The organism is Pigmentiphaga sp. CHJ604, from assembly GCF_036972535.1.
GTDB lineage: Bacteria > Pseudomonadota > Gammaproteobacteria > Burkholderiales > Burkholderiaceae_B > Pigmentiphaga > Pigmentiphaga daeguensis.
The window spans coordinates 4,007,717-4,029,065 of the sequence record NZ_CP136998.1 but is presented as its reverse complement, the minus strand read 5'-3'; the positions used below and the strand labels follow the sequence as shown (position 1 = coordinate 4,029,065).

Annotated in this window: 19 protein-coding genes and 2 tRNA genes; 11 read left to right on the top strand and 10 right to left on the bottom strand. The window is 67.1% G+C overall.

What is annotated here, in order from left to right; genetic code table 11:
* Nucleotides 1–129 precede the first annotated feature (129 nt).
* From pstS to pstB, 4 genes are all read left to right on the top strand, one after another.
* Nucleotides 130–1,170, top strand: a complete 1,041-nt coding sequence (gene pstS, locus R4823_RS19440; protein ID WP_087839700.1) for a phosphate ABC transporter substrate-binding protein PstS — start codon at nt 130–132, stop codon at nt 1,168–1,170.
* Between the two features lie 110 nt (nt 1,171–1,280).
* The gene (pstC, locus tag R4823_RS19435; protein ID WP_279819190.1) at nt 1,281–2,306 is read left to right on the top strand and encodes a phosphate ABC transporter permease subunit PstC; all 1,026 of its coding nucleotides are present in this window, start codon (nt 1,281–1,283) and stop codon (nt 2,304–2,306) included.
* A 9-nt stretch (nt 2,307–2,315) separates the two neighbouring features.
* Nucleotides 2,316–3,173, top strand: coding sequence for a phosphate ABC transporter permease PstA (gene pstA, locus R4823_RS19430; protein ID WP_243724434.1), 858 nt, complete (start codon nt 2,316–2,318; stop codon nt 3,171–3,173).
* 24 nt (nt 3,174–3,197) lie between these two features.
* The gene (gene pstB / locus R4823_RS19425; protein ID WP_087839698.1) at nt 3,198–3,974 is read left to right on the top strand and encodes a phosphate ABC transporter ATP-binding protein PstB; all 777 of its coding nucleotides are present in this window, start codon (nt 3,198–3,200) and stop codon (nt 3,972–3,974) included.
* 108 nt (nt 3,975–4,082) lie between these two features.
* Here pstB and R4823_RS19420 read toward each other — a convergent pair whose 3' ends face one another.
* The gene (locus tag R4823_RS19420; RefSeq protein WP_338615846.1) at nt 4,083–6,017 is read right to left on the bottom strand and encodes a clostripain-related cysteine peptidase; all 1,935 of its coding nucleotides are present in this window, start codon (nt 6,015–6,017) and stop codon (nt 4,083–4,085) included.
* Between the two features lie 82 nt (nt 6,018–6,099).
* The gene (locus R4823_RS19415; protein WP_338615845.1) at nt 6,100–7,008 is read right to left on the bottom strand and encodes a LysR family transcriptional regulator; all 909 of its coding nucleotides are present in this window, start codon (nt 7,006–7,008) and stop codon (nt 6,100–6,102) included.
* Nucleotides 7,009–7,142: 134 nt separating this feature from the next.
* On the opposite strand from R4823_RS19415, the gene metE reads away from it, so the two are divergent.
* Together metE and R4823_RS19405 are read left to right on the top strand one after the other, a co-directional pair.
* The gene (gene metE / locus R4823_RS19410) at nt 7,143–9,437 is read left to right on the top strand and encodes a 5-methyltetrahydropteroyltriglutamate--homocysteine S-methyltransferase (protein ID WP_338615844.1); all 2,295 of its coding nucleotides are present in this window, start codon (nt 7,143–7,145) and stop codon (nt 9,435–9,437) included.
* Between the two features lie 4 nt (nt 9,438–9,441).
* The gene (locus R4823_RS19405) at nt 9,442–10,563 is read left to right on the top strand and encodes a 5-methyltetrahydropteroyltriglutamate--homocysteine S-methyltransferase (RefSeq protein WP_087839694.1); all 1,122 of its coding nucleotides are present in this window, start codon (nt 9,442–9,444) and stop codon (nt 10,561–10,563) included.
* A 158-nt stretch (nt 10,564–10,721) separates the two neighbouring features.
* Here R4823_RS19405 and R4823_RS19400 read toward each other — a convergent pair.
* Nucleotides 10,722–10,798 (bottom strand) — tRNA-Pro (locus tag R4823_RS19400).
* A 215-nt stretch (nt 10,799–11,013) separates the two neighbouring features.
* Between R4823_RS19400 and R4823_RS19395 the strand changes: the two genes are divergently transcribed.
* Together R4823_RS19395 and R4823_RS19390 are read left to right on the top strand one after the other, a co-directional pair.
* Nucleotides 11,014–12,519, top strand: coding sequence for an aldehyde dehydrogenase family protein (locus tag R4823_RS19395; RefSeq protein WP_338615843.1), 1,506 nt, complete (start codon nt 11,014–11,016; stop codon nt 12,517–12,519).
* 6 nt (nt 12,520–12,525) lie between these two features.
* Nucleotides 12,526–13,407: a DMT family transporter gene (locus R4823_RS19390; protein WP_207958606.1), complete on the top strand. Its 882-nt coding sequence runs from the start codon at nt 12,526–12,528 to the stop codon at nt 13,405–13,407.
* Here the strand turns inward: R4823_RS19390 and R4823_RS19385 are convergent.
* Nucleotides 13,404–14,339, bottom strand: a complete 936-nt coding sequence (locus R4823_RS19385; protein WP_087839692.1) for an SMP-30/gluconolactonase/LRE family protein — start codon at nt 14,337–14,339, stop codon at nt 13,404–13,406. The genes R4823_RS19390 and R4823_RS19385 overlap by 4 nt on opposite strands.
* Nucleotides 14,340–14,530: 191 nt before the next feature.
* Between R4823_RS19385 and R4823_RS19380 the strand changes: the two genes are divergently transcribed.
* Nucleotides 14,531–15,577, top strand: a complete 1,047-nt coding sequence (locus R4823_RS19380; protein ID WP_132979436.1) for a DNA topoisomerase IB — start codon at nt 14,531–14,533, stop codon at nt 15,575–15,577.
* A 5-nt stretch (nt 15,578–15,582) separates the two neighbouring features.
* Here the strand turns inward: R4823_RS19380 and R4823_RS19375 are convergent, their stop codons facing one another.
* From R4823_RS19375 to R4823_RS19355, 5 genes are read right to left on the bottom strand one after another with little or no spacing between them, the layout of a single operon-like run.
* A complete protein-coding gene (locus tag R4823_RS19375; RefSeq protein WP_279820866.1) occupies nt 15,583–16,572 on the bottom strand; it encodes a branched-chain amino acid ABC transporter permease in 990 nt (329 codons plus the stop codon).
* Nucleotides 16,569–17,453, bottom strand: coding sequence for a branched-chain amino acid ABC transporter permease (locus R4823_RS19370; RefSeq protein ID WP_087839690.1), 885 nt, complete (start codon nt 17,451–17,453; stop codon nt 16,569–16,571). Before R4823_RS19370 ends, R4823_RS19375 begins: the two co-directional genes overlap by 4 nt.
* Nucleotides 17,450–18,673: an ABC transporter substrate-binding protein gene (locus R4823_RS19365; protein ID WP_087839689.1), complete on the bottom strand. Its 1,224-nt coding sequence runs from the start codon at nt 18,671–18,673 to the stop codon at nt 17,450–17,452. The genes R4823_RS19370 and R4823_RS19365 overlap by 4 nt, the downstream gene beginning before the upstream one ends.
* A gap of 23 nt (nt 18,674–18,696) precedes the next feature.
* Nucleotides 18,697–19,410, bottom strand: a complete 714-nt coding sequence (locus R4823_RS19360) for an ABC transporter ATP-binding protein (RefSeq protein WP_132979341.1) — start codon at nt 19,408–19,410, stop codon at nt 18,697–18,699.
* Nucleotides 19,407–20,180 (bottom strand): ABC transporter ATP-binding protein, encoded by a 774-nt coding sequence (locus R4823_RS19355; RefSeq protein WP_165963081.1) that lies wholly within the window; start codon nt 20,178–20,180, stop codon nt 19,407–19,409. The genes R4823_RS19360 and R4823_RS19355 overlap by 4 nt, the downstream gene beginning before the upstream one ends.
* A gap of 134 nt (nt 20,181–20,314) precedes the next feature.
* On the opposite strand from R4823_RS19355, the gene R4823_RS19350 reads away from it, so the two are divergent.
* Nucleotides 20,315–20,391: transfer RNA gene (locus R4823_RS19350), tRNA-Arg, on the top strand.
* Nucleotides 20,392–20,469: 78 nt separating this feature from the next.
* Entirely contained in the window at nt 20,470–20,949 is a 480-nt protein-coding gene (locus R4823_RS19345; RefSeq protein ID WP_243724433.1) for a YetF domain-containing protein, read from the top strand.
* 6 nt (nt 20,950–20,955) lie between these two features.
* On the opposite strand, the gene R4823_RS19340 is transcribed toward R4823_RS19345, so the two are convergent.
* Nucleotides 20,956–21,330 carry a sensory rhodopsin transducer gene (locus tag R4823_RS19340; RefSeq protein WP_087839686.1) on the bottom strand — a complete coding sequence of 125 codons (375 nt, stop codon included), beginning with the start codon at nt 21,328–21,330 and terminating at the stop codon, nt 20,956–20,958.
* Between the last annotated feature and the right edge of the window lie 19 nt (nt 21,331–21,349).

Below are 21,349 nucleotides of genomic sequence, written 5' to 3'. Positions count from 1 at the left end.
TGAGAATCGTTAATGATTCTACATGTCCAGTTCCATGGCCGTCATGTGTGCTGTCATGGTCATGTCATATTTGCTACGTAATCTGACGCCGTCGTGAGTTTTACCTCCCACAAAGCAGAGGACCTGCAAATGTTCAAACTCGTATTCAAGCAAGTGTCGGTGGGCGTCGTGCTGGGCGTTGCCGCGTTGTCTGCGCACGCTGCCGACATCACCGGTGCCGGCGCGTCGTTCCCCTATCCCATCTATGCCAAGTGGGCCTCGGACTACAAGGCTGCCACGGGCAACACGGTGAACTACCAGTCCATCGGTTCGGGCGGCGGCCAGAAGCAGATCATCGCCAAGACCGTGGATTTCGGCGCGTCGGATGATCCGATGAGCGGTGAAGACCTGGCCAAGAACGGCCTGGTCCAGTTCCCGGCCGTGATCGGCGGCATCGTCCCTGTGGTCAACCTGCAAGGCATCCAGCCCGGCCAACTGAAGTTCACCGGCGCGCTGCTGGCCGACATCTACCTGGGCAAGGTCAAGAAGTGGAACGACGAGGCCATCGCCAAGCTGAACCCCGGCGTGAACCTGCCTGCTGCCGACATCATCGTCGTCCACCGCTCGGACGGTTCGGGCACGACCTTCGGCTGGACCAACTACCTGTCCAAGGTTTCCGCCGACTGGAAGTCGTCCGTGGGTGAAGGCAAGGCCGTCAAGTGGCCCGCCGGCCAGGGCGGCAAGGGCAACGAAGGCGTCGCCAACTACGTCAAGCAGTTCCCCGGCGCCATCGGCTACGTCGAATACGCCTACGCCAAGCAGAACAAGCTGGCGCACGGCCAGGTCCAGAACAAGGACGGCAAGTTCGTCCAGCCGGAAGAGGCCGCCTTCGCCGCCGCCGCCGCGAATGCCGACTGGAAGAGCGCGCCGGGCATGGGCGTGATCCTGAACAACGAGCCGGGCGAGAAGAGCTGGCCCATCACCAGCGCCACCTTCATCCTGATGCACAAGGCTCAGGACAAGCCGACGCAAGGCGCCGAAGTCCTGAAGTTCTTCGACTGGGCCTTCAAGAACGGCAAGAAGTCCGCTTCGGAACTGGACTACGTGGCGCTGCCCGACGCGGTGACGACGCAGATCCGTTCGCTGTGGAAGTCCGACATCAAGGACGCCAGCGGCAAGTCGCTGTACTGATCCGCCGAGGTGCCATAGTGGCGTGAAACGGGGCCGGGCGGAGTCGTCCGCCCCGTTTTTCGCGTCTCCTGGCCCCCGGGGTCGACCTGTCTCCCTTTCCGGAAACTCCCATGAGCGCGGTCCTTGATAACATTTCGGGCGAGATTCGAGGAAATTCTTCCTCCGAGCCGACTACTACCGGGAATACGCCCCCGATGAAGAAAAACCGTAACGCGGCCATGGACGCGTTGTTCAAGAACCTGACCCGGTTCTTCGCCTTTGCCGTGCTGAGCCTGCTGGCCGCCATCCTGGTGTCGCTGGTCTTGGGCAGCCAGATCACGCTCGAGAAATACGGCGTCTCGTTCCTGTGGTCCTCCGAATGGGACCCGGTCAACAATGAATACGGCGCGCTGGTGCCCATCGTCGGCACGCTCGTCACCTCGGCCATCGCGCTGCTGATCGCGGTGCCGGTGTCGTTCGGCATCGCGCTCTTCCTGACGGAGCTGTCGCCCACCTGGCTGCGCCGGCCGCTGGGCACCGCCGTCGAAATGCTGGCGGCGATTCCCTCCATCATCTACGGCATGTGGGGCCTGTTCATCTTCGCCCCGCTGTTCAAGCAGTACGTGCAGCCCTTCCTGATCGCCACGCTGGGCAACATTCCGGGGGCCGGCATCCTGTTCCAGGGGCCGGCCTTCGGCATAGGCGTCTTCACCGCCGGCATCATCCTGGCGGTGATGATCATTCCCTTCATCACCGCCGTGATGCGCGACGTGTTCGAACTCGTGCCGGCCATGCTGAAGGAGTCGGCCTACGGGCTGGGCGCGACCACCTGGGAAGTCGTTTCCCGCGTGGTGCTGCCGTTCACCAAGGTCGGCGTGGTCGGCGGCATCATGCTGGGGCTGGGCCGCGCGCTGGGCGAGACCATGGCCGTGACCTTCGTCATCGGCAACGCCTACCGGCTGTCCGGCTCGCTGTTCGCGCCGGGCAACTCGATCGCCTCGTCCCTGGCCAACGAATTCGCCGAAGCCTCCGACGACGTGCACCTGTCGGCGCTGATCGAGCTGGGCCTGATCCTCTTCCTCATCACCACCATCGTGCTCGCCTGCTCGAAGCTCCTGCTGCTGCGCCTGGCGAAGAGCGAAGGCGCCCGGTCCTAAGGAGCCGCGATGTCCGTCATCACCATGCAGAACTCCGTCTACCGCCGCCGCCGGCTGACCAACAAGGTCATGCTGACCCTGTCGGCGGTCGCCCTGGTGTTCGGTCTCTTCTGGCTGTTCTGGATCATCCTGACCTTGCTGTCCAAGGGCGCCGCGGCGATATCGCCCGCGCTGTTCACCGAGATCACGCCTCCTCCGGGGCAGAACGGCGGCCTGCTCAACGCGCTGCTGGGCAGCGTCATGATGGCCGGCATGGGCACGCTGATCGGCACGCCCATCGGCATCCTGGCCGGCACCTACCTGGCCGAGTACGGCCAGCGCGGCTGGCTGGCCCCGGCCACGCGCTTCATCAACGACGTGCTGCTGTCCGCGCCGTCGATCGTGATCGGCCTGTTCATCTATACCGTGTTCGTCGCGCGCATCCAGCACTTCTCGGGCTGGGCGGGCACGCTGGCCCTGGCCGTGATCGTGATCCCGGTCGTGGTCCGCACCACCGACGACATGCTCAAGCTGGTGCCCAACAGCCTGCGCGAGGCTTGCATCGCGCTGGGCTGCCCGCACTGGAAGATGATCACCATGGTGTGCTATCGCGCCGCGCGTTCGGGTATCGTCACCGGCATCCTGCTGGCCGTGGCCCGCATCGCCGGCGAGACCGCGCCGCTGCTGTTCACCGCGCTGAACAACCAGTTCCTGTCGTTCAACATGAACGCTCCCATGGCCAACCTGCCCGTCACGATCTTCCAGTTCGCGATGAGCCCCTTCGCCGACTGGCAGCGCCTGGCCTGGGCCGGCGCGACGCTGATCACGCTGCTGGTCCTGGCCATCAACATCATTGCTCGCATCATGTTCCGCAAACAGGCCGCCTGACGCCCGCGACAAACCGGACACGCCATGGAAAACATCGTCAACATTTCGAATCCCAAGCTGGAAGTCAAGAACCTGAACTTCTACTACGGGAAATTCCACGCCCTGCGAAACGTCAGCATGCAGATTCCCGAGAAGCAGGTCACGGCCTTCATCGGTCCGTCGGGCTGCGGCAAGTCGACGCTGCTGCGCACCTTCAACCGCATGTTCGAGCTCTATCCCGAGCAACGCGCGGAAGGCCAGATCAACATGGACGGCGAGAACCTGCTGACCTCGAAGATGGACATCTCGCTGATCCGCGCCAAGGTCGGCATGGTGTTCCAGAAGCCCACGCCGTTCCCGATGAGCATCTACGACAACATCGCCTTCGGCGTGCGCCTGTTCGAGAACCTGAGCAAGGGCGAGATGGACGAGCGGGTGGAATGGGCCCTGACCAAGGCCGCGCTGTGGGAAGAAGCCAAGAACAAGCTGCACCAGAGCGGCCACAGCCTGTCGGGCGGGCAGCAGCAGCGCCTGTGCATCGCGCGCGGCATCGCCATCAAGCCCGAGGTCCTGCTGCTGGACGAACCGTGCTCGGCCCTGGACCCGATCTCCACGGCCAAGATCGAGGAACTGATCGCCGAACTGAAGAACGACTACACGGTGGTCATCGTTACCCACAACATGCAGCAGGCGGCGCGCTGTTCCGACTACACCGCCTACATGTACCTGGGCGAACTGGTCGAATTCGGCGTGACGGACCAGATCTTCATCAAGCCGACCAAGAAGGCGACGGAAGACTACATCACCGGCCGTTTCGGCTGAGCCTTCCGGCTCCGCGCGCCGGTATCCGCCCAAGGAACCGGTCGCGCCGCGCGGGCGGCCGGTGGCAGCCGCCTTCCCACCCGGGCTGCCCCCCGAGCGTCGCCACGTTCAATAGATAAGCGGATTCAGGCTGATCCAGCCCCGCACGTCCACGATGCCCAGGCGAGCCTTGGCACCCGCGGGCAGCGGCTCGCGCGTTCCACGGGAGATCCGCTGGCCCGGGGTGATGGGCACGAACGGCACGTCGGCGGCGGCTGGCGGCGCGATCCAGTGGCCGAGGTCGTTCTCGTCCTGCACCAGCCAGAGGGGTTGCGCGCGGGCATTCTCCGGCAGGCCTTGGGGGCGTGCCACCCCGGCGGAGTTGTTGTTCGCCAGTGCGCTCAGGAACCCGGTGATGCGCAGGACGCCTGGTTCGGCGGCGTCCGATACGATCAGGAGGCCCCGCTGCAGGTTGTCGTCATCATCGGCGTCGCTGGGCGGGGGAATGTGCAGCGTGACGGGAATCAGGAAGTTCTCGGGAGCGTCGACCGCAAAGCGCATGCCGTCGGGAAGCGCGGAAAAATAGATGGGCGTGCCGGCGTCGTCCAGGTTGAACCAGCCTTGCATGAAAGACGGATCGACAAGCTTGTCGACGGTGCTGTCCGTCAGCGGCTTGATGGCGGTGATCCAGCCGGAAGCGTCCTGGACCGCGGCGAAATCGCGGGCCACGAGCGCCCGGTCCACGGCATTCAAGGGCGCGTCGACCGAGGTCGGGGCGGTCGGCGAGCCATCGTGCCAGTCGATGGCGCCGATGGTGGGCAGCGGCAGCTTGGTATTGTCGGTGCCGACGTCGGAATGCTGCCGGATGAAGCCGCGCTGCGCCTCGGGCAGGAAGGCCAGCGAGGCGTAGGTCTTCGTGTCGGCCGATGTCTCGGCGACGCGCTGCGGCAGGTAGAACGTCAGGCCGGCCAGGTTGGAGAAGGCCGCGGTGTGCTTCTGGTGGACCACCGCGCGCTCCAGGGCTTGCGTCAGTCTTTCCCGCTGTCCGTCGGCCAGCCTGATGCCGTTCCAGTCGAACATGCGCAGGTCGACCAGTTCCGCGGGGCCGGGGGACAGCAGGACCGAGCCGAAGATGAATGCCTTGGCGCGGGCCTCGGCGATGTCCAGCCAGGTCTGCACCGGGTCGGCGGCCAGTTGCCCGTTCAGCGTGGCGCCGATGTCGGCCAGCGCGGCGCCAACTTCGCCTATCCGGCTCAGGTCCACCAGCGACAGCGTGGCTTCGGCCGCGGGATCTTCCTTCAGCTGCTTGGCGATGAAAGCGTCGACGATGGTGCGGCCGAAGGCTTCGGTGCTGTCCGTGGGGGACCGGGTCAGGTGCGACACCAGCGCGGCCCAGTCCTGGCCGGTGCCGGGCTCGAGCTCCTGCGACGCGATCATGTAGTCCGCATAGGGAGCCAGGGCCTGCCCGACTTCCACCGAGCCCATCAGGCAGGCATCGAAGCCTACCAGGGCGAGCTTGCGCCCGGAAGCCTGGGTGGCGGGGGCCAGCGCGCCGCGTATGTCGTCCAGCGACAGCGCGTTGTTGGTGAACGGGTCGGAACCTATGCCCCGGTTGGGGCCGCCGCCGTGGTCCCATAGCACGAGCATGGTTCGTTCGGCCGGGTAGGTCTTCATGCCCCAGGCGAGGAAGTCCCGCAAGGTCTGGGCGCTGCCCATGTCCACGGCGCCCAGGTCGTCCAGCAATTCAACCTGCTGGCCGCGTACGCGCTTGCGCTGTACGGTGCGCCAGCCATCCTTGTCGGCGGCGCCGGTGGTCAGCACGACGTTCACCCGGTCACTGGGCGCGACGCTCTGCATCTCGGCGATGTTGCCGGTGGCCGCGCCGTTTTCGCTTTCGAGGTTGGTGCCCATCATGTAGACGAGCAGGGTGATGTCCGCCTTGGCGGCCGGCTGGCTGCCGGACCCCCCGCAACTGACGACGAGCAAGGCCAGTGCCGCGACGGTTAATGCCGATCGCAGGCGAGCCGCGAAGATGCGGAAAGCCGGGAGATTGGGGGCGGGCATGCGACTGTCCTCTTGTTGATTATTTCGGAAGCATCTTGTAACACTTTCCGGTCCAGTCGGCGATACCGCCCCGCCGTCGCGATCAGCGTCGCGGACGCGGCGCCTGCGCCATCGACCCCCGCGCGTAGGCCACGAACGAAGCCAGGTAGTCGATGGCGGCGTCGGCCTCGCGCGTGCCCAGGAAGATCTGCTTGGCGATGCCGTCCTTGCCCAGCTTCACGCTCGCCACGGGCATGCGGTCGGCGTATTCCTCGGCCAGCCAGCGCGGCAAGGCCGCCACTCCGCGGTTGCTGGCCACCATCTGCAGCATGATGTCCGTCGTCTCGATGGTCTTGTGCCGGCGCGGCGCGACGCCGGCGGGGCGCAGGAACTGGTTGTAGATGTCGAGGCGGTCGGTCTCGACCGGGTAGGTGATCAGCGTCTCGTCCGCGAGCTGGTCGGGCTTGATGTAGCGCAGCGTGGCGAAGGGATGGTTCTCCGCCACGACCAGCACCTGCTCGTAATCGAACACCGGATCGAAGCGCAGGCCAGGGCGCCTGAGCGGGTCGGGCGTGACGAGGATGTCGATGTCGTAGCCGAACAGGGCGCCGATGCCGCCGAACTGGAAGCGTTGCTTGACGTCCACGTCCACGTCGGGCCAGCGCGCCAGATAGGGCGACACCACCTTGAGCAGCCACTGGTAGCACGGATGGCATTCCATGCCGATGCGCAGGGTGCCGCGCTCGCCCGCCGCGTACTGCTTCATGCGCGACTCGGCGTGCTCGAACTGCGGCAGCAGCCGCTCGGCCAGCGCGAGCAGGTACTGGCCGGCCTGGGTCAGCCGCAGGCTGCGGCCTTCGCGGTCCCAGATCGGCGTGCCCAGTTGTTGCTCGATCTTCTTGACGGTGTGGCTGAGCGCGGATTGCGTCAGATGCAGCGTGCCGGCGGCGGCGGTCAACGATCCCTGGCGGTCGACTTCCCGGATGATGACGAGGTGTATGCGTTCGAGCATGGGGGTACCCGGCAATGAATGAATAAATATAATGGATAGATGAAATAATGCCATTTTATTTCATCGATCGATGTCCCTATCATGACTGCCTTCCCGCGTCGTTTCGCGCACTCATTCATTGGATGGCAGTTCACATGGTCACCACTCACAACCTAGGTTTTCCGCGCATCGGCGCCAAGCGCGAACTCAAGTTCGGGCTCGAGCGCTACTGGAGGGGCGAGTCCTCGCGCGACGAGCTGAAGGCGCTCGGCGCGAGGCTGCGCCAGTTGAACTGGGCCAGCCAGAAGGGCCTGGACCTGGCGCCGGTAGGCGATTTCGCGTTCTACGACCAGGTGCTGGACATGAGCTTCACGCTGGGCAACCTGCCGGCGCGCGTGCAAGGCTTTCATGGCGATGCGCTGGACAATTACTTTCGCGTCGCGCGCGGCCGCTCGGCCGGGGCCGCGGAAGAACATGCCGCGTGCTGCGGCGGGGTTGCCGCCGGCGAAATGACGAAGTGGTTCGATACGAACTACCACTACATCGTCCCCGAGTTCACGGCCGACACGACGTTCAAGCTGGACGCCTCGCGCTACGTCGAACAACTGGCCGAGGCCCGCGCGCAAGGCGTCAAGGGTAAGCCGGTCGTCATCGGCCCGGTCACCTACCTGTGGCTGGGCAAGGCCAAGGACGACTCCGACAAGCTCGCGCTGTTGCCGCGCCTGTTGCCCGCGTACGTCGAACTGCTGGCCACGCTGGCCGCTCAGGGAGCCGAATGGGTGCAGATCGACGAGCCGGTGCTGGTCACCGAACTGGCTCCCGCCTGGCGCGAGGCCTTCCGCACCGCCTATGCCGCGTTCGCCGGCGGCCCGGTGAAGCTGCTGCTGGCCACGTATTTCGGCCAGCTCCAGGAGAACCTGCCGTTGGTGTGCGAACTGCCCGTGCAGGGCGTGCACCTGGACACGGTCAACGCGCGCGGGGAAGTCGAGCCGCTGATCGCCGGCCTGCCGGCCGATCGCGTGGTGTCGCTGGGCGTGATCAACGGCCGCAACATCTGGAAGACCGACCTGGATGGCGTGCTGGACTGGCTGGTGCCGGTGGCCGCGCAGCTGGGCGAGCGCCTGTGGATCGCGCCGTCCTGCTCGCTGCTGCACGTGCCGGTGGACCTGGACAGCGAACAGAAGCTGGATGCCGAGGTCAAGCAGTGGCTGGCTTTCGCGCTGCAGAAACTCGACGAACTCAACGTGCTGGCGATAGCGCTGCGCGAGGGGCGTGCCGCGGCGCAGGCGGCGTTATCCGCCAATCATGCCGCGATCGAGGCGCGGCGGGCATCGCCGCGCGTGAATAATCCGGCCGTCAAGAAAGCCGTCGCGAGCCTGACGGCCGACATGGGACGGCGACAGCATGCCTACGCCGAACGGGCCGCGAAGCAGTCCGCCCTGCTGAAGCTGCCGGCCTTCCCGACCACCACCATCGGTTCATTCCCGCAGACCGCCGAGATCCGCCAGGCGCGCAGCCAGTACAAGGCCGGCGCGCTGGACGAGGCCGGCTACCTGGCCGCCATGCGGGCCGAGATCGGCCGCAGCGTGCGCGAGCAGGAAGCCCTGGGCCTGGACGTGCTGGTGCATGGCGAAGCCGAACGCAACGACATGGTCGAGTACTTCGGCGAACAGCTCGAAGGATATGTGTTCAGCCAGTTCGGCTGGGTGCAGTCCTACGGGTCCCGCTGCGTGAAGCCCCCCATCCTGTTCGGCGACATCAGCCGTCCCCGGGCGATGACCGTCGAATGGATCAGGTACGCGCAGTCGCTGACCGACAAGCCGATGAAGGGCATGCTGACCGGCCCGGTCACCATCCTGAACTGGTCCTTCGTGCGCGACGACCAGCCGCGCTCGGTGTCGTGCCGCCAGCTTGCGCTGGCCATCCGCGCCGAAGTGCAGGACCTGGAGCGTGCCGGCATCCGCGTGATCCAGATCGACGAGGCCGCGCTGCGCGAGGGGCTGCCGCTGCGCCGCGCGCAATGGCGGGAATACCTGGACTGGGCGGTTGAATCGTTCCGCATCGCCGCCAACGGCGTGGGCGACGAGACCCAGATCCATACCCACATGTGCTATTCGGAGTTCAACGACATCATCCACGCCATCGCCGACATGGACGCCGACGTGATCACCATCGAGACTTCGCGCTCGGACATGGAGCTGCTGGATGCCTTCGACGACTTCAAGTACCCGAACGAGATCGGGCCCGGCGTCTACGACATCCATTCGCCCAACATCCCGACCGAGGCGCATATCGTGCAACTGATGCGCAAGGCGGCCGAGCGCGTGCCGGCCGAACGCCTGTGGGTCAACCCGGACTGCGGCCTGAAGACCCGCCAGTGGGCCGAGGTCATCCCCGCGCTGACCAACATGGTGGCCGCCGCCCGGACCCTGCGCCAGCAAGCGAGGTAAGAACATGAGCCTGCCCCTGAACCCCCCGTTCCGCGCCGACCACGTCGGCAGCTTTCTGCGCCCCGTTTACCTGATCCAGGCGCGCGACCGCCATGCCAAGGGCGAGATCACGGCCGAGGAACTGCGGCGCGTCGAAGACCGCGCCATCGCCGAAATCGTCAGGTTCCAGGAAGACGTCGGCCTGAAAAGCATCACCGACGGCGAGTTCCGCCGGACCTATTTCCACGTCGACTTCCTGCGCCGGCTGGGCGGCGTGTCCAGCGGCGAGCCGGTCGCGGTGCAGCGCGCCGACGGCAAGACCGAACTCGCGCCGCCCGTCATCAGCGTGGTCGACAAGGTGCGCCACGTGGCCGACATCCAGCGCGCCGACTTCGAATACCTGCAAGGCCAGTTGTCGCCCGGTAGCGTCGGCAAGGTGGCGATCCCATCGCCGACCATGCTGCACTTCCGCGGCGGCCGCGCCGGCATCAGCGCGAAGCACTATCCCGAACTCGATCCCGACTTCTACGACGACGTCGCCCGCGCCTACGGCGACGAACTGAAATCGCTCGCGGCCGCCGGATGCCGCTACGTGCAGCTCGACGACACCAACCTGGCCTATCTGTGCGACGCCCGCATGCGCGCCGCCGCCTCCGGCCGGGGCGACGATCCCGACGAACTGCCGCACCGCTACGCCCGGTTCATCAACAAGGTCGCGGCCTACAAGCCCGAAGGCATGGTCCTGGCCATCCACCTGTGCCGGGGCAATTTCAAGAGCACCTTCGCCGCCAGCGGCGGCTACGAGCCGGTGGCCGAGGCCCTGCTGGCCGAGATGAACGTCGACGCCTACTTCCTGGAATACGACGACGACCGCAGCGGCGACTTCCGGCCGTTGCGCTTCCTGCCCAAGGGCAAGATCGCCGTGCTTGGCCTGGTCAGCACGAAGTTCGGCGCACTGGAGTCCAAGGACGACTTGAAACGCCGCATCGACGAGGCCGCGCGCCATGCACCACTGGAACAGCTCGCGCTGTCGCCGCAGTGCGGCTTTGCCAGTACGGTGCACGGCAATGACATCGCCGTGGCGGCCCAGCGCGACAAGCTGAAGCTGGTGCTGGAGACGGCACGGGAGGTGTGGGGAGACCGTTGACGACTCAGTCTGCGAACCGGGCGTGCGCCTCTGGACTTCCTTTGCGGCGGTCCGCCAGCCAGCCCATGTTTTCGCGGCGATGTACCCATTGGTGTACCCACCAGCCGGACAAGACAAAGGCCTTAGACGCGTGAAAGCGTCTAAGGCCTTGATTTCATTGGTCGGGGCGGCGGGATTCGAACTCGCGACCCTCTGCTCCCAAAGCAGATGCGCTACCAGGCTGCGCTACGCCCCGACGGACCCGCATTGTACCCGATGCCAGGCCCCCTTACGGCCCGGCCGGCCATTTCTTGAACGCGGGCACCCAATGAATAGGTGGGCCAAAGGGATCGGCAGCAAGGCCCTCCACCCCGGAATGGCCGGTGCGCCGGGGTAATATCTTTCCATGCGGGCCGAGCCGCGTCCATCCGCCGGATGGGGCGCGGCGGCGGAATGGCCAAGGAGAGCTTCATGAACGAACAAGGGACCCTGGATCGCCTGGAACCGGGGATGGTGATTCCTTACGGCGGTAACCGGTATACCCGTGTGGATGCGGAGCTGGCGCGCGCCTTCCAGGCGGGTGACCGGCTGCTGGTGGTGCAGGAAAGCGGGGCGCTGCTGCGGATTCCCGGGCAGGTGGATGAGGTGGTCCGGGCACGGGTGGGCGAGGCGCGCGCGGCCTTCGAGGCGCTGGCGCAGGCACGGCCGGGCGCGGTGGACCGGTTCTACGAGACCTTCGCCGACGCGCTGGAGCGCGACGAGGTCTGGGCGCAGGTGGTGGCGGCCAACGAGGAGGACGTGCGGCGCGCGCAGCAGCGGGGCCGTTCGACGACGCGGTTGAAGGTGTCGGACAAGATGCGCGCCGCGATGATCGAGGGGCTGCGGGTCTGGCCGGGCCTGGCGGCGCAGGATGACCGGGTGCTGGGCCGGGTGGACCATGGCGACTGGCAGGTCGACGTGCTGCGGGTGCCGCTGGGCGTGGTGGCTTTCGTGTTCGAGGGCCGGCCGAACGTGCTGGTGGACGCCTGCGGGGTGTTGGCCAGCGGCAATACGGCGGTGCTGCGGATAGGCAGCGATGCGCTGGGCACGGCCAGCGCGCTCTTGCGCCATGCGCTGCGGCCGTCGCTGGAGGCGGCGGGGCTGCCGCAGGGGGCGGTCAGCTTGGTCGAGGTCGAGGACCGCGCGGCGGGCTGGGCGATGTTCAGCGACAACCGGCTGGCGCTGGCGGTGGCGCGGGGGTCGGGTACGGCGGTGATGCAGCTGAGCAGCGTGGCGCGGCAGGCGGGTGTGCCGGTCAGCGCGCATGGCACGGGCGGCGCCTGGCTGGTGGCGGATCCCAGCGCGGACGGCGAGCGTTTCGAGCGGGCGGTGCGGCATTCGCTGGACCGCAAGGTCTGCAATACGCTGAACGTGTGCTGCATCGTGCGCGAGGGGGTGGCGGACCTGATGCCGCGCTTCCTGCGCGCCATCGACGAGGCCGGGGCTGCCTTGAGCGGGGCACCGCGCCTGCATGTCACGCCTTCGGCGCAGCCTTTCGTGCCGGCGGAGCTGTTCGGGCGCCGCACCTTGGTGCGGCGTGCCGAGGGGGACGTGGACGAGCCCTATGCCAGCCCGTTGCCCGAGGCGCGGCTGGGGCAGGAGTGGGAATGGGAAGAGACGCCGGAACTGTCGCTGGTGGTGGTGGAGTCGGTGGACGAGGCGGTGGCGCTGTTCAATCGCTACAGCCCCCGTTTCGTGGCCAGCCTGATCGCCAGCGATCCGCAGGCGCACCAGCGTTTCCGGTTGCGTATCGATGCGCCGTTCGTGGGCGACGGTTTCACGCGATGGGTGGATGGCCAGTATGCGCTGGGCAAGCCGGAATTGGGGTTGTCCAACTGGGAGCATGGCCGCTTGCTGGGCCGCGGAGGCGTGCTGACGGGCGCCGATCTGGCCGCTGTGCGGCTGGTGGCCACCACGGCGCAGGAACAGCATCGCTAGATCGCCGTGTCCAAACGTTCCCTGGATATCGCCGCCATCGCGATGCTCGTGCTGCTTTGCGCGAGCTGGGGCGGGCAGCAGGTCGCGGTCAAGATCGCTCTGCCCGATTTCCCGCCTTTTCTGCAGATGGGCATACGCTCGGCCGGGGCCGGGCTGCTGGTGCTGTTCTATTGCCTGGCCACCGGGCGGGGCAGGCTGTTCGTGCGGGACGGCTCGCTGTGGCTGGGCCTGTTCTCGGGGCTGCTATTCTCCGGCGAGTTCGTGCTGATCTACCTGGGCCTGCAGTGGACCGACGCCAGCCGCACTTCGCTCTTTCTTTATACGGCGCCGTTTTTCGTGGCGCTGGGGGCGACCTGGCTGCTGCCGGCGGAGCGCCTGCGCTGGCCGCAGTGGGTGGGGCTGGGCCTGTCTTTCTGCGGGACCGCCATCGTGATGGGTGTCCCGCGCGGGGCCACGTCGCCGCATGCGTGGCTGGGCGATCTGATGATCATCGGGGCGGCGGTGTTCTGGGCGGCGACGACGCTGGGCATCAAGGCCACGCGCCTGGCCACGGCACCTCCCGAGAAGGTGCTGCTGTACCAGCTGGCGATGTCGGCCGTGATCGGACTGGGCGCCGGCATGGCCACCGGCGAATCGGTGCGCGGGGTCAGCCTGGCGCCCGTGCTGGCGCTGACCTACCAGACGGTGTGGATCGCCGCCACGACCTTCCTGCTCTGGCTGCGGCTGTTGACGCTGTACCCGGCCAGCACGCTGCAGGCGGGCACGTCGATGTCGCCGCTGTTCGGCGTGGCCGCCGCGGCGCTGATCCTGCATGAACCGGTCGGGCCGATGTTCCTGCTGGCCGTGGCGCTGGTGGTGTCGGGGCTGGTGCTGGTGAACAGGCGCTAGCCGCCGGCGGCGCCCTGTGTGTTGACGTACAGCGCGTAGATGGACGTGCTGGCGGCCATGAACAGGCGGTTGCGGTGCCGGCCGCCGAAGCACAGGTTGGCACAGCGCTCCGGCAGCGCGATGTGGCCGATGGCCTCGCCGTCCGGCGCGAACACGCGCACGCCGTCCAGTTCGTCGCTGCCCATGCCCCAGCCGCACCACAGGTTGCCGTCCACGTCCACGCGCAGGCCGTCCGGGGTGCCCGGTCCGGCATCGATGACGACGCGTCGGTTGGACAGTTTCTTGCCCGCCGCGACGTCGAAGGCCAGGATGCGGCGCGGCTTGGCGCGCGACTCCACCACGTACAGCACGGATTCGTCCGGCGAGAAGGCTAGGCCGTTGGGGCTGGCGATGTCGCCGGCGACGACCTCGGCCATGCCGGTGGCGGGATCGAGCCGGTAGAGGTTGGACGGCAGCTCCTGCCTGGCCGGAAGGCCCTGGTAGTAGCCGGCTATGCCGAAGGGCGGATCGGAGAACCAGACCGTGCCGTCGGACTTGACGACGACGTCGTTGGGCGAGTTCAGCGGCTTGCCGTCATGGCGGTCCATCAGCACGGTGACGGCGCCATCGTGCTCGGTGCGGGTCACCCGGCGGCCGCTGTGTTCGCAGGTGACGAGGCGCCCCTGCCGGTCGCGCGTCATGCCGTTGGCGTGGCCGGACGGCGAACGGAAGACGCTGACCGCGCCGCTGATCTCGTCCCAGCGCATGACGCGGTCATTGGGGATGTCGCTCCAGAGCAGGTAGCGGCCGTCGCCGAACCAGACCGGCCCTTCGTTCCAGCGGCAGCCGGTGGCCAGGCGCTCGACCGCGGCCGACGGCAGCCGGTATTGCTCGAACCGGGCGTCGAACGCGCGGATGGCGGGGTCGGGATAGCGCTGCGATGCCTGCCACATGGTGCCTCCTGGAGCGGGGCGCTGGTGGGTGCGCCCGGAGCTTCGATTGTCGGCGATCGGCGCGCCTGCCGCCAGTCCGCGCGATGGCAGCTTCTGCGTCGTGGGCGAGTAGATTTTTCACTTCCACCAGGAATCGCGGCAGGGGAAAGCCCGTGCCGGCCGCCTGGCACGAAGCCTGCTCGACCCGTGCCATGGACTTCACCCATGCATCTTCCTCCGCCTTGACCGCGCTGGCCGGCGACGGGGCCGCCCCGGAACTGGTCTATGTGGACGACACCCGGCCCGGGTATGGCCGCAAGCTGTTCCGGGGCCGGTTCGTGTACGTGGACCAGCGGGGCGAGCGTATCCGCGACCCCAAGGAGATCGCCCGCATCAATGCCCTGGCCATCCCGCCGGCCTATGGCGAGGTGTGGATATGCCCCGACCCGGCAGGGCACATCCAGGCCACCGGCCGCGATGCGCGCGGACGCAAGCAGTATCGCTACCACCCGCAATGGCAGGCGGTGCGCGACGCCGACAAGTATGCGCAATTGTCGGAATTCGGCCGGGCCCTGCCGCGCATCCGGCGCCGGGTGCAGCGGGCGCTCGATGCGCCGGGGCTGGGGGAGGAAAAAGTGCTGGCCGCGGTGGTGCGCCTGCTGGAGGCGACGCTGGTGCGGGTGGGCAACCGCGCCTACGCCAGGCAGAACCGTTCGTTCGGCCTGACCACGCTGCGGCCGCGCCATGCGTCGCTGTCGGGCACGCGCCTGCGGCTGCGCTTCCGCGGCAAGAGCGGGATCGAACACGACGTCACCATTGCCGATCGCCGGGTGGCGCGGGTGGTGCGCCGCTGCATGGAGATTCCCGGGCAGACGCTGTTCCACTACCTGGACGAGGCGGGGCAGCCGCGCGGCATCGATTCGTCGGCCGTGAACGCCTATCTGCGCGAGGCGGGGCAGGGGGATTTCACGGCCAAGCACTACCGGACCTGGGCCGGCTCGGTGCTGGCGCTGGAGTGGCTGCGGCGCATGCCGCGCGAGGAAGGCGCGGCCGCGCGCCAGGCCGTGGTCGAGGCGGTGAAGGCGGTGGCGCAGCGGCTGGCCAATACGCCGGCGGTGTGCCGGGCCTGCTACATCCATCCGGCCATCATCGATGCCTATCTGCGGGGGGAACTGCCGGCGACCTGGCCCGCTTCCGGTCCGCGCGGGCTGAGCGCGGCCGAGCGGCGGTTGCTGGCGTTCCTGGACGGCCTGGGCTGATCGCCCTACGAGCGCGCCGGCCGCGCCCGCCGCCGCTCCAGCCAGGCACCCAGTTCGCCCACGATGCCGCGCCGGAAGGCCAGCACGCAGACGACGAAGATCAGGCCCGTGACGATGGTGACGGCGTCGCCCAGGCTGCCGAACCACGCGATGCCGGTCGCATTCGCCAGCGCGTTGCCCCATTCGCCGATCTTGTTCTCGACCAGGACGATGATGAGCGCGCCCACCATGGGGCCGGTCAGGGTGCCCATGCCGCCCACCAGGGTCATGAGGATGACCAGGCCGGACATCTGCCAGACCACGTCGCTGAGCGTGGCCGAGATGAACACCACCGATTTCGTCGCCCCCGCCAGCCCGGTCAGCGCGGCGGACAGCACGAAGGCCAGCAGCTTGTAGCGGTTGACGTCGTAGCCCAGCGAAGTGGCGCGCGCCTCGTTCTCGCGTATGGCTTTCAGGACCTGCCCGAACGGCGACTGCACCGTGCGGTAGATCAGGAACACGCCGAACAGGAATATCGCCAGCACGACGTAGTACAGCGCCATGTCGTTGCCCAGGTCGATGTGGCCCAGCAGCGTGCCGCGCGGAATGGCCTGCAGGCCGTCCTCACCGCCGGTAAAGGGTGCCTGCAGGTAGAAGAAGTAGAGCATCTGCGCGACGGCCAGCGTGATCATCGCGAAATAGATGCCGCTGCGCCGGATGGCGAGCCCGCCCATGACCAGCCCGATCGCCGCCGCGACGGCCACGCCGAACAGGATGCCCAGTTCGGTGGGCAGCCCCCAGGTCTTGAGCGCATAGCCGGTGGCGTAGGCCGCGCTGCCCAGGAAGGCGGCGTGCCCGAACGACAGCAGCCCGGTGTAGCCCAGCAGCAGGTTGAACGCGCAGGCGAACAGCGCATAGCACATCAGCTTCATCGCGAAGATGGGATAGACGCCGAGGTAGGGCAGTACGCCCAGCCCCAGCACCAGCGCCAGGCAGCCGGCAAGGTGTCGGTTCATGTGGCTTTTCCAAACAGGCCGGCGGGCCGCGCGAGCAGCACCAGGGCCATCAGCACGAAGACGACGGTGTTCGATGCCTCGGGATAGAACACCTTGGTGAAGCCCTCGATCACGCCCAGGCCCAGGCCGGTCAGGATGGAGCCCATGATGGACCCCATGCCGCCGATGACCACCACGGCGAAGACGACGATGATCAGGTTCGACCCCATCAGCGGCGAGACCTGCTGCACGGGGGCCGCCAGCACCCCCGCGAAGGCCGCCAGCGCCACGCCGAAGGCGTAGGTCAGCGTCACCATGAGCGGGACGTTGACGCCGAAGGCCTCCACCAGCCGGGGATTCTCGGTACCGGCGCGCAGGTAGGCGCCCAGGCGCGTGCGCTCGATCACGTACCAGGTCGCCAGGCACACGGCCAGGGAGGCCAGCACGACCCAGGCCCGGTAGTTGGGCAGGACCATGAAACCCAGGTCGGTGGCGCCCTGGAGCAGTTCCGGCACGGGGTAGGACTGGCCCGAGACCCCGTAGAAGCTGCGGAACACTCCCTCGATCAGCAGCGTCAGGCCGAAGGTCAGCAGCAGGCCGTAGACATGGTCGAGCTTGTACAGCCAGCGCAGCATCGTGCGTTCGATCACGACACCCAGCAGGGCGACCGCCAGCGGCGCCAGCACCAGCATCCACCAATAGCCCAGCCCCAGGTACTGCAGGCCCAGCCAGGCCAGGAAGGCGCCGACCATGTACAAGGCGCCGTGCGCGAAGTTGATGACGTTGAGCAGGCCGAAGATGACGGCCAGCCCCAGCGACAGCACCGCATAGAAGGAGCCGTTGACGAGCCCGAGCAGCAATTGCCCGAGCATCGCCTGCAGCGGGACGCCGAAGATCGTCATGACTTCTTCAGCAGCGGGCACTTGGATTCGGCGGGCGTGGTGTAGACCTTGTCGCCGGGCAGCTTCTGCGCCACCTTGTAGTAGTCCCAGGGACCCTTGGATTCCTTGGGCGTCTTCACCTGGAACAGGTACATGTCGTAGATCATGCGGCCGTCCGCGCGCACGTAGCCGTCATGGGCGAACATGTCGTTGATCTTGTTCGACTTGAACCATTTCATGATGGTGTCGGGATCGTCGGTGCCCGTGGCCTTGACCGCCTTCAGGTAGAAGGACGCGGCCGAGTAGTCGGCCGCCTGCAGCGACGAGGGCTTGCGCTTGAGCTTCTGTTCGAACTTGGCGGCCCAGGCGCGCGACTCGTTGCTCTGGTCCCAGTACCAGCCATCGGTCAGATACAGGCCCTGCGTGGCGTTCAGCCCCAGCGTGTGGATGTCGTTGATGAACACCAGCAGGCCGGCGATCTTCATGGTCTTGGTGACGCCGAACTCCGCCGCCGCCTTGGTGGCGTTGATGAAGTCGCCGCCGGCGTTCGCCATGCCCAGGATCTGCGCCTTGGAGGCCTGGGCCTGCAGCAGGAAGGACGAGAAGTCGGAAGCCGCCAGGGGATGGCGGATGGACCCCACCACCGTGCCGCCCGCGGCCTTGACCACCGCGCTGGTGTCGGCTTCGAGCGAGTGGCCGAAGGCGTAGTCGGCGGTCAGGAAGAACCAGCTCTTGCCGCCCTGGGCCACCACGGCCGATCCGGTGCCGCGCGCCAGCGCGACCGTGTCGTAGGCGTAGTGGACGATGTAGGGCGAGCAGTCCTCGTTGGTCAGGCGCGACGAGCCGGCGCCGATGACGATGTAGGGAATCTTTTTCTCGGTGGCCACCTTGGCCATGGCCAGGGCGGTGGAGGAGTTGGTGCCGCCTATCAGGAGGTCCAGCCCCTGCTGGTCTATCCATTCGCGGGCGCGGGCCGAGGCGATGTCGGGCTTGTTCTGGTGGTCGGCGTACAGGACTTCGATCTTCTTGCCGTTGACCTGGCCGCCGGCGTCGGCCACGGCCATGCGGATGGCATCGGCCCCGGCCGGGCCGTCGATATCGGCATAGACGCTCGAGCCGTCGGTGATGAAGCCTATCTTGATGACGTCGCCGGAAATCTTCGGCGCCTGCGCCAGCGTCGGCGCGGTGGATCCCAGGACCAAACCGGCCGTGATGGCCGCTGCAAGGGCTTGCTTCTTCATGCGCGTCTCCTAAGAGGTACTCCTCATACGCCAAGCAGTTCGTGCAGGGTGTCCTGCTTGGCGGCCAGGTCCGACGATGCGAAGGCTTCGATCACGCGGCCGTGTTCCATCACGTAGAAACGGTCGGCCAGCGGCGCAGCGAAGCGGAAATTCTGTTCCACCATGACGATGGTGTAGTTGCGCGCTTTCAGGGCCCGGATCATGCGTGCCAGGGCCTGCACGATGACGGGCGCCAGCCCCTCCGAGATCTCGTCCAGCAGCAGGAGGTCGGCGCCCGTGCGCAGTATCCGGGCCACCGCCAGCATCTGCTGCTCGCCGCCGGACAGCCGTGTGCCGGGGGAATGCCGGCGCTCGCGCAGGTTGGGGAACATCTCGTAGATTTCCTCGACCGACATGGCCCGTTCGCCGGTGCCGCGCAGGGGAGGGGGCAGCATCAGGTTTTCCTCGCAGGACAGCGAGGCGAAGATGCCGCGCTCCTCGGGGCAGTAGCCCACGCCCAGGTGGGCGATGCGGTGGGTGGGCATGCCTATGGCCTCCACGCCGCCTATGCGCACCGATCCGCGGCGCGCGCCGGTCAGGCCCAGGATGGCGCGCAGCGTGGTGGTGCGGCCCGCGCCGTTGCGGCCCAGCAGCGTGACGACTTCGCCGCGCGCCACGTCCAGGTCCACGCCATGCAGGATGTGCGATTCTCCGTACCAGGCATGCAGGTTCCGGATTTCCAGCGCCGGACCGTTCATGCGTGGGCTCCCTGCAGTTCGCCGTCCACCGTGCCCATGTAGGCCTGCATCACTTCGGGGTTGCGGGACACGGCGTCGTAGGGGCCCTCGGCCAGCACCATGCCGCGCGCCAGGACCGTGATGGTGCTGGCGATGGAAGACACGACCTTCATGTTGTGTTCCACCATCAGGATGGTGCGGCCCGCCCCGACCTTCCTGATCAGCTGGGTGACGCGGTCCACGTCCTCGTGGCCCATGCCCTGCGTGGGTTCGTCCAGCAGCATCAGTTCGGGCTCCATGGCCAGGGTGGTGGCGATTTCCAGGGCGCGCTTGCGCCCGTAGGGCAGTTCCACCGCCGGCGTGCCGGCGAATTCGGCCAGCCCCACCTCGTCCAGCAGTTCCATGGCGCGGGGATTCAGGCGGTCCAGCAGCGAGACGCTGCGCCAGAACCGGAAGGTGCCGCCTTCGCGCCGCTGCAGCCCGATGCGGACGTTCTCCAGGGCGGTCAGGTGCGGGAAGATGGCGGAGATCTGGAACGACCGGATGATGCCGCGCCGTGCGACCTGGGCCGGCGCCTCGCCGGTGATGTCGGTGCCGTTGAAAAAAATACGCCCGGAGGTGGGCGTCAGGAACTTCGTGAGCAGGTTGAAGCAGGTGGTCTTGCCGGCGCCGTTGGGGCCGATGAGGGCATGGATGCTGCCCCGCGCCACCCGCAGGTTCACATCCTTGACCGCGACGAATCCCTTGAAGGCCTTGCTGAGGTCCCGGGTTTCGAGGATGAGGTCGCTCATGGTTTCCTGTGTCAGGCTATGCCGCATGCGCCTGCTGCATTGTGTCGCAAATCCTTCTCTTGGGGGCCTAGGTGTTTGCCCGGAACCGCCGGACGGCGGAGGGGCGGCCTGGTGGTAAACTTGCGCGCTCCGGGGCGGCGGTAGCTCAATTGGATAGAGCACAGGCCTTCTAAGCCTGGGGTTACGGGTTCGATTCCTGTCCGCCGCGCCAATCCACGCATCTTTCCGTTCCCTCCGTCAGGCCCGCTTCTTGCGAACCGCTTCCCGTCACGACTACGGGAGACGCGCCTTGGACTGGCCTGGAATCTTCGCCTTTTCCATTCCACCGCTCGAGACCCTGGTCCGCGGCACGGTCATGTATTGGCTGTTGTTCCTGTTGTTCCGGTTCGTCGTCCGCCGCGACGTCGGTTCGATGGGCATCGCGGACATCCTGCTGATCGTGATCGTGGCCGACGCGGCGCAGAACGGCATGGCCGGCGACGGCAAGAGCGTGACCGACGCGGCGCTGCTCGTGATCACGCTGGTCGCCTGGAACATGGCCCTGGACCGCCTGGCGTTCCATTTTCCGCCGGTGCGCCGGTTCGTCGATCCGGAGAAGGTCATGCTGATACGCAACGGCAGGAAGCTGCGCGACAACATGCGGCGGCAGTCGATCACCGACGAGGAGCTCGAGGCGAAGTACCGGCAGCAGGGCATCGAATCGATCGACGACGTGAAGGCCCTGTATCTGGAGGCCGACGGCAACGTCAGTGTCATCAAGCGGAAATGACGGGCGTCAGTCCGCGCCGTAGGCCATCGTCGTCATCAGGGCGAGGGCGGCCTGGCGGGAATCCAGGCGGGTGTGCTGCACCACGATGGGCACGTCCGATTCGATGACGCTGGCGTAGTCGGTGTCCAGCGGTATCGGTTCGGGGTCGCGCAGGTCGTTGAACCGAAGATGCAGCGTGCGCCGCGCAGGCACGAGGACGCGGTAGGGGCCGGCAGGCTCGCGGTCCGAAAAATACACCGTCAGGCGCACCTGGGCGGGAGCGTCGCCCGTGTTCAGGATGCAGGCGGTTTCATGGCTGGCGGTCTGGCGAGTGCGGTCGTCCCCGGAGGGCGGCAGGTAGCCTTCGGCGATGATCCAGCGGCGTTTGCCCAGGGCTTGCATGTGCAGGTCTCCGAAACGG

Excerpts from the sequence above, each read along its gene's own strand:
- pstS (WP_087839700.1), top strand. The coding sequence starts at position 130 with ATGTTCAAACTCGTATTCAAGCAAGTGTCGGTGGGCGTCGTGCTGGGC.
- pstC (WP_279819190.1), top strand. The coding sequence starts at position 1,281 with ATGAGCGCGGTCCTTGATAACATTTCGGGCGAGATTCGAGGAAATTCT.
- pstA (WP_243724434.1), top strand. The coding sequence starts at position 2,316 with ATGTCCGTCATCACCATGCAGAACTCCGTCTACCGCCGCCGCCGGCTG.
- pstB (WP_087839698.1), top strand. The coding sequence starts at position 3,198 with ATGGAAAACATCGTCAACATTTCGAATCCCAAGCTGGAAGTCAAGAAC.
- R4823_RS19420 (WP_338615846.1), bottom strand. The coding sequence starts at position 6,017 with ATGCCCGCCCCCAATCTCCCGGCTTTCCGCATCTTCGCGGCTCGCCTG.
- R4823_RS19415 (WP_338615845.1), bottom strand. The coding sequence starts at position 7,008 with ATGCTCGAACGCATACACCTCGTCATCATCCGGGAAGTCGACCGCCAG.
- metE (WP_338615844.1), top strand. The coding sequence starts at position 7,143 with ATGGTCACCACTCACAACCTAGGTTTTCCGCGCATCGGCGCCAAGCGC.
- R4823_RS19405 (WP_087839694.1), top strand. The coding sequence starts at position 9,442 with ATGAGCCTGCCCCTGAACCCCCCGTTCCGCGCCGACCACGTCGGCAGC.
- R4823_RS19395 (WP_338615843.1), top strand. The coding sequence starts at position 11,014 with ATGAACGAACAAGGGACCCTGGATCGCCTGGAACCGGGGATGGTGATT.
- R4823_RS19385 (WP_087839692.1), bottom strand. The coding sequence starts at position 14,339 with ATGTGGCAGGCATCGCAGCGCTATCCCGACCCCGCCATCCGCGCGTTC.
- R4823_RS19380 (WP_132979436.1), top strand. The coding sequence starts at position 14,531 with ATGGACTTCACCCATGCATCTTCCTCCGCCTTGACCGCGCTGGCCGGC.
- R4823_RS19375 (WP_279820866.1), bottom strand. The coding sequence starts at position 16,572 with ATGAACCGACACCTTGCCGGCTGCCTGGCGCTGGTGCTGGGGCTGGGC.
- R4823_RS19370 (WP_087839690.1), bottom strand. The coding sequence starts at position 17,453 with ATGACGATCTTCGGCGTCCCGCTGCAGGCGATGCTCGGGCAATTGCTG.
- R4823_RS19365 (WP_087839689.1), bottom strand. The coding sequence starts at position 18,673 with ATGAAGAAGCAAGCCCTTGCAGCGGCCATCACGGCCGGTTTGGTCCTG.
- R4823_RS19360 (WP_132979341.1), bottom strand. The coding sequence starts at position 19,410 with ATGAACGGTCCGGCGCTGGAAATCCGGAACCTGCATGCCTGGTACGGA.
- R4823_RS19355 (WP_165963081.1), bottom strand. The coding sequence starts at position 20,180 with ATGAGCGACCTCATCCTCGAAACCCGGGACCTCAGCAAGGCCTTCAAG.
- R4823_RS19340 (WP_087839686.1), bottom strand. The coding sequence starts at position 21,330 with ATGCAAGCCCTGGGCAAACGCCGCTGGATCATCGCCGAAGGCTACCTG.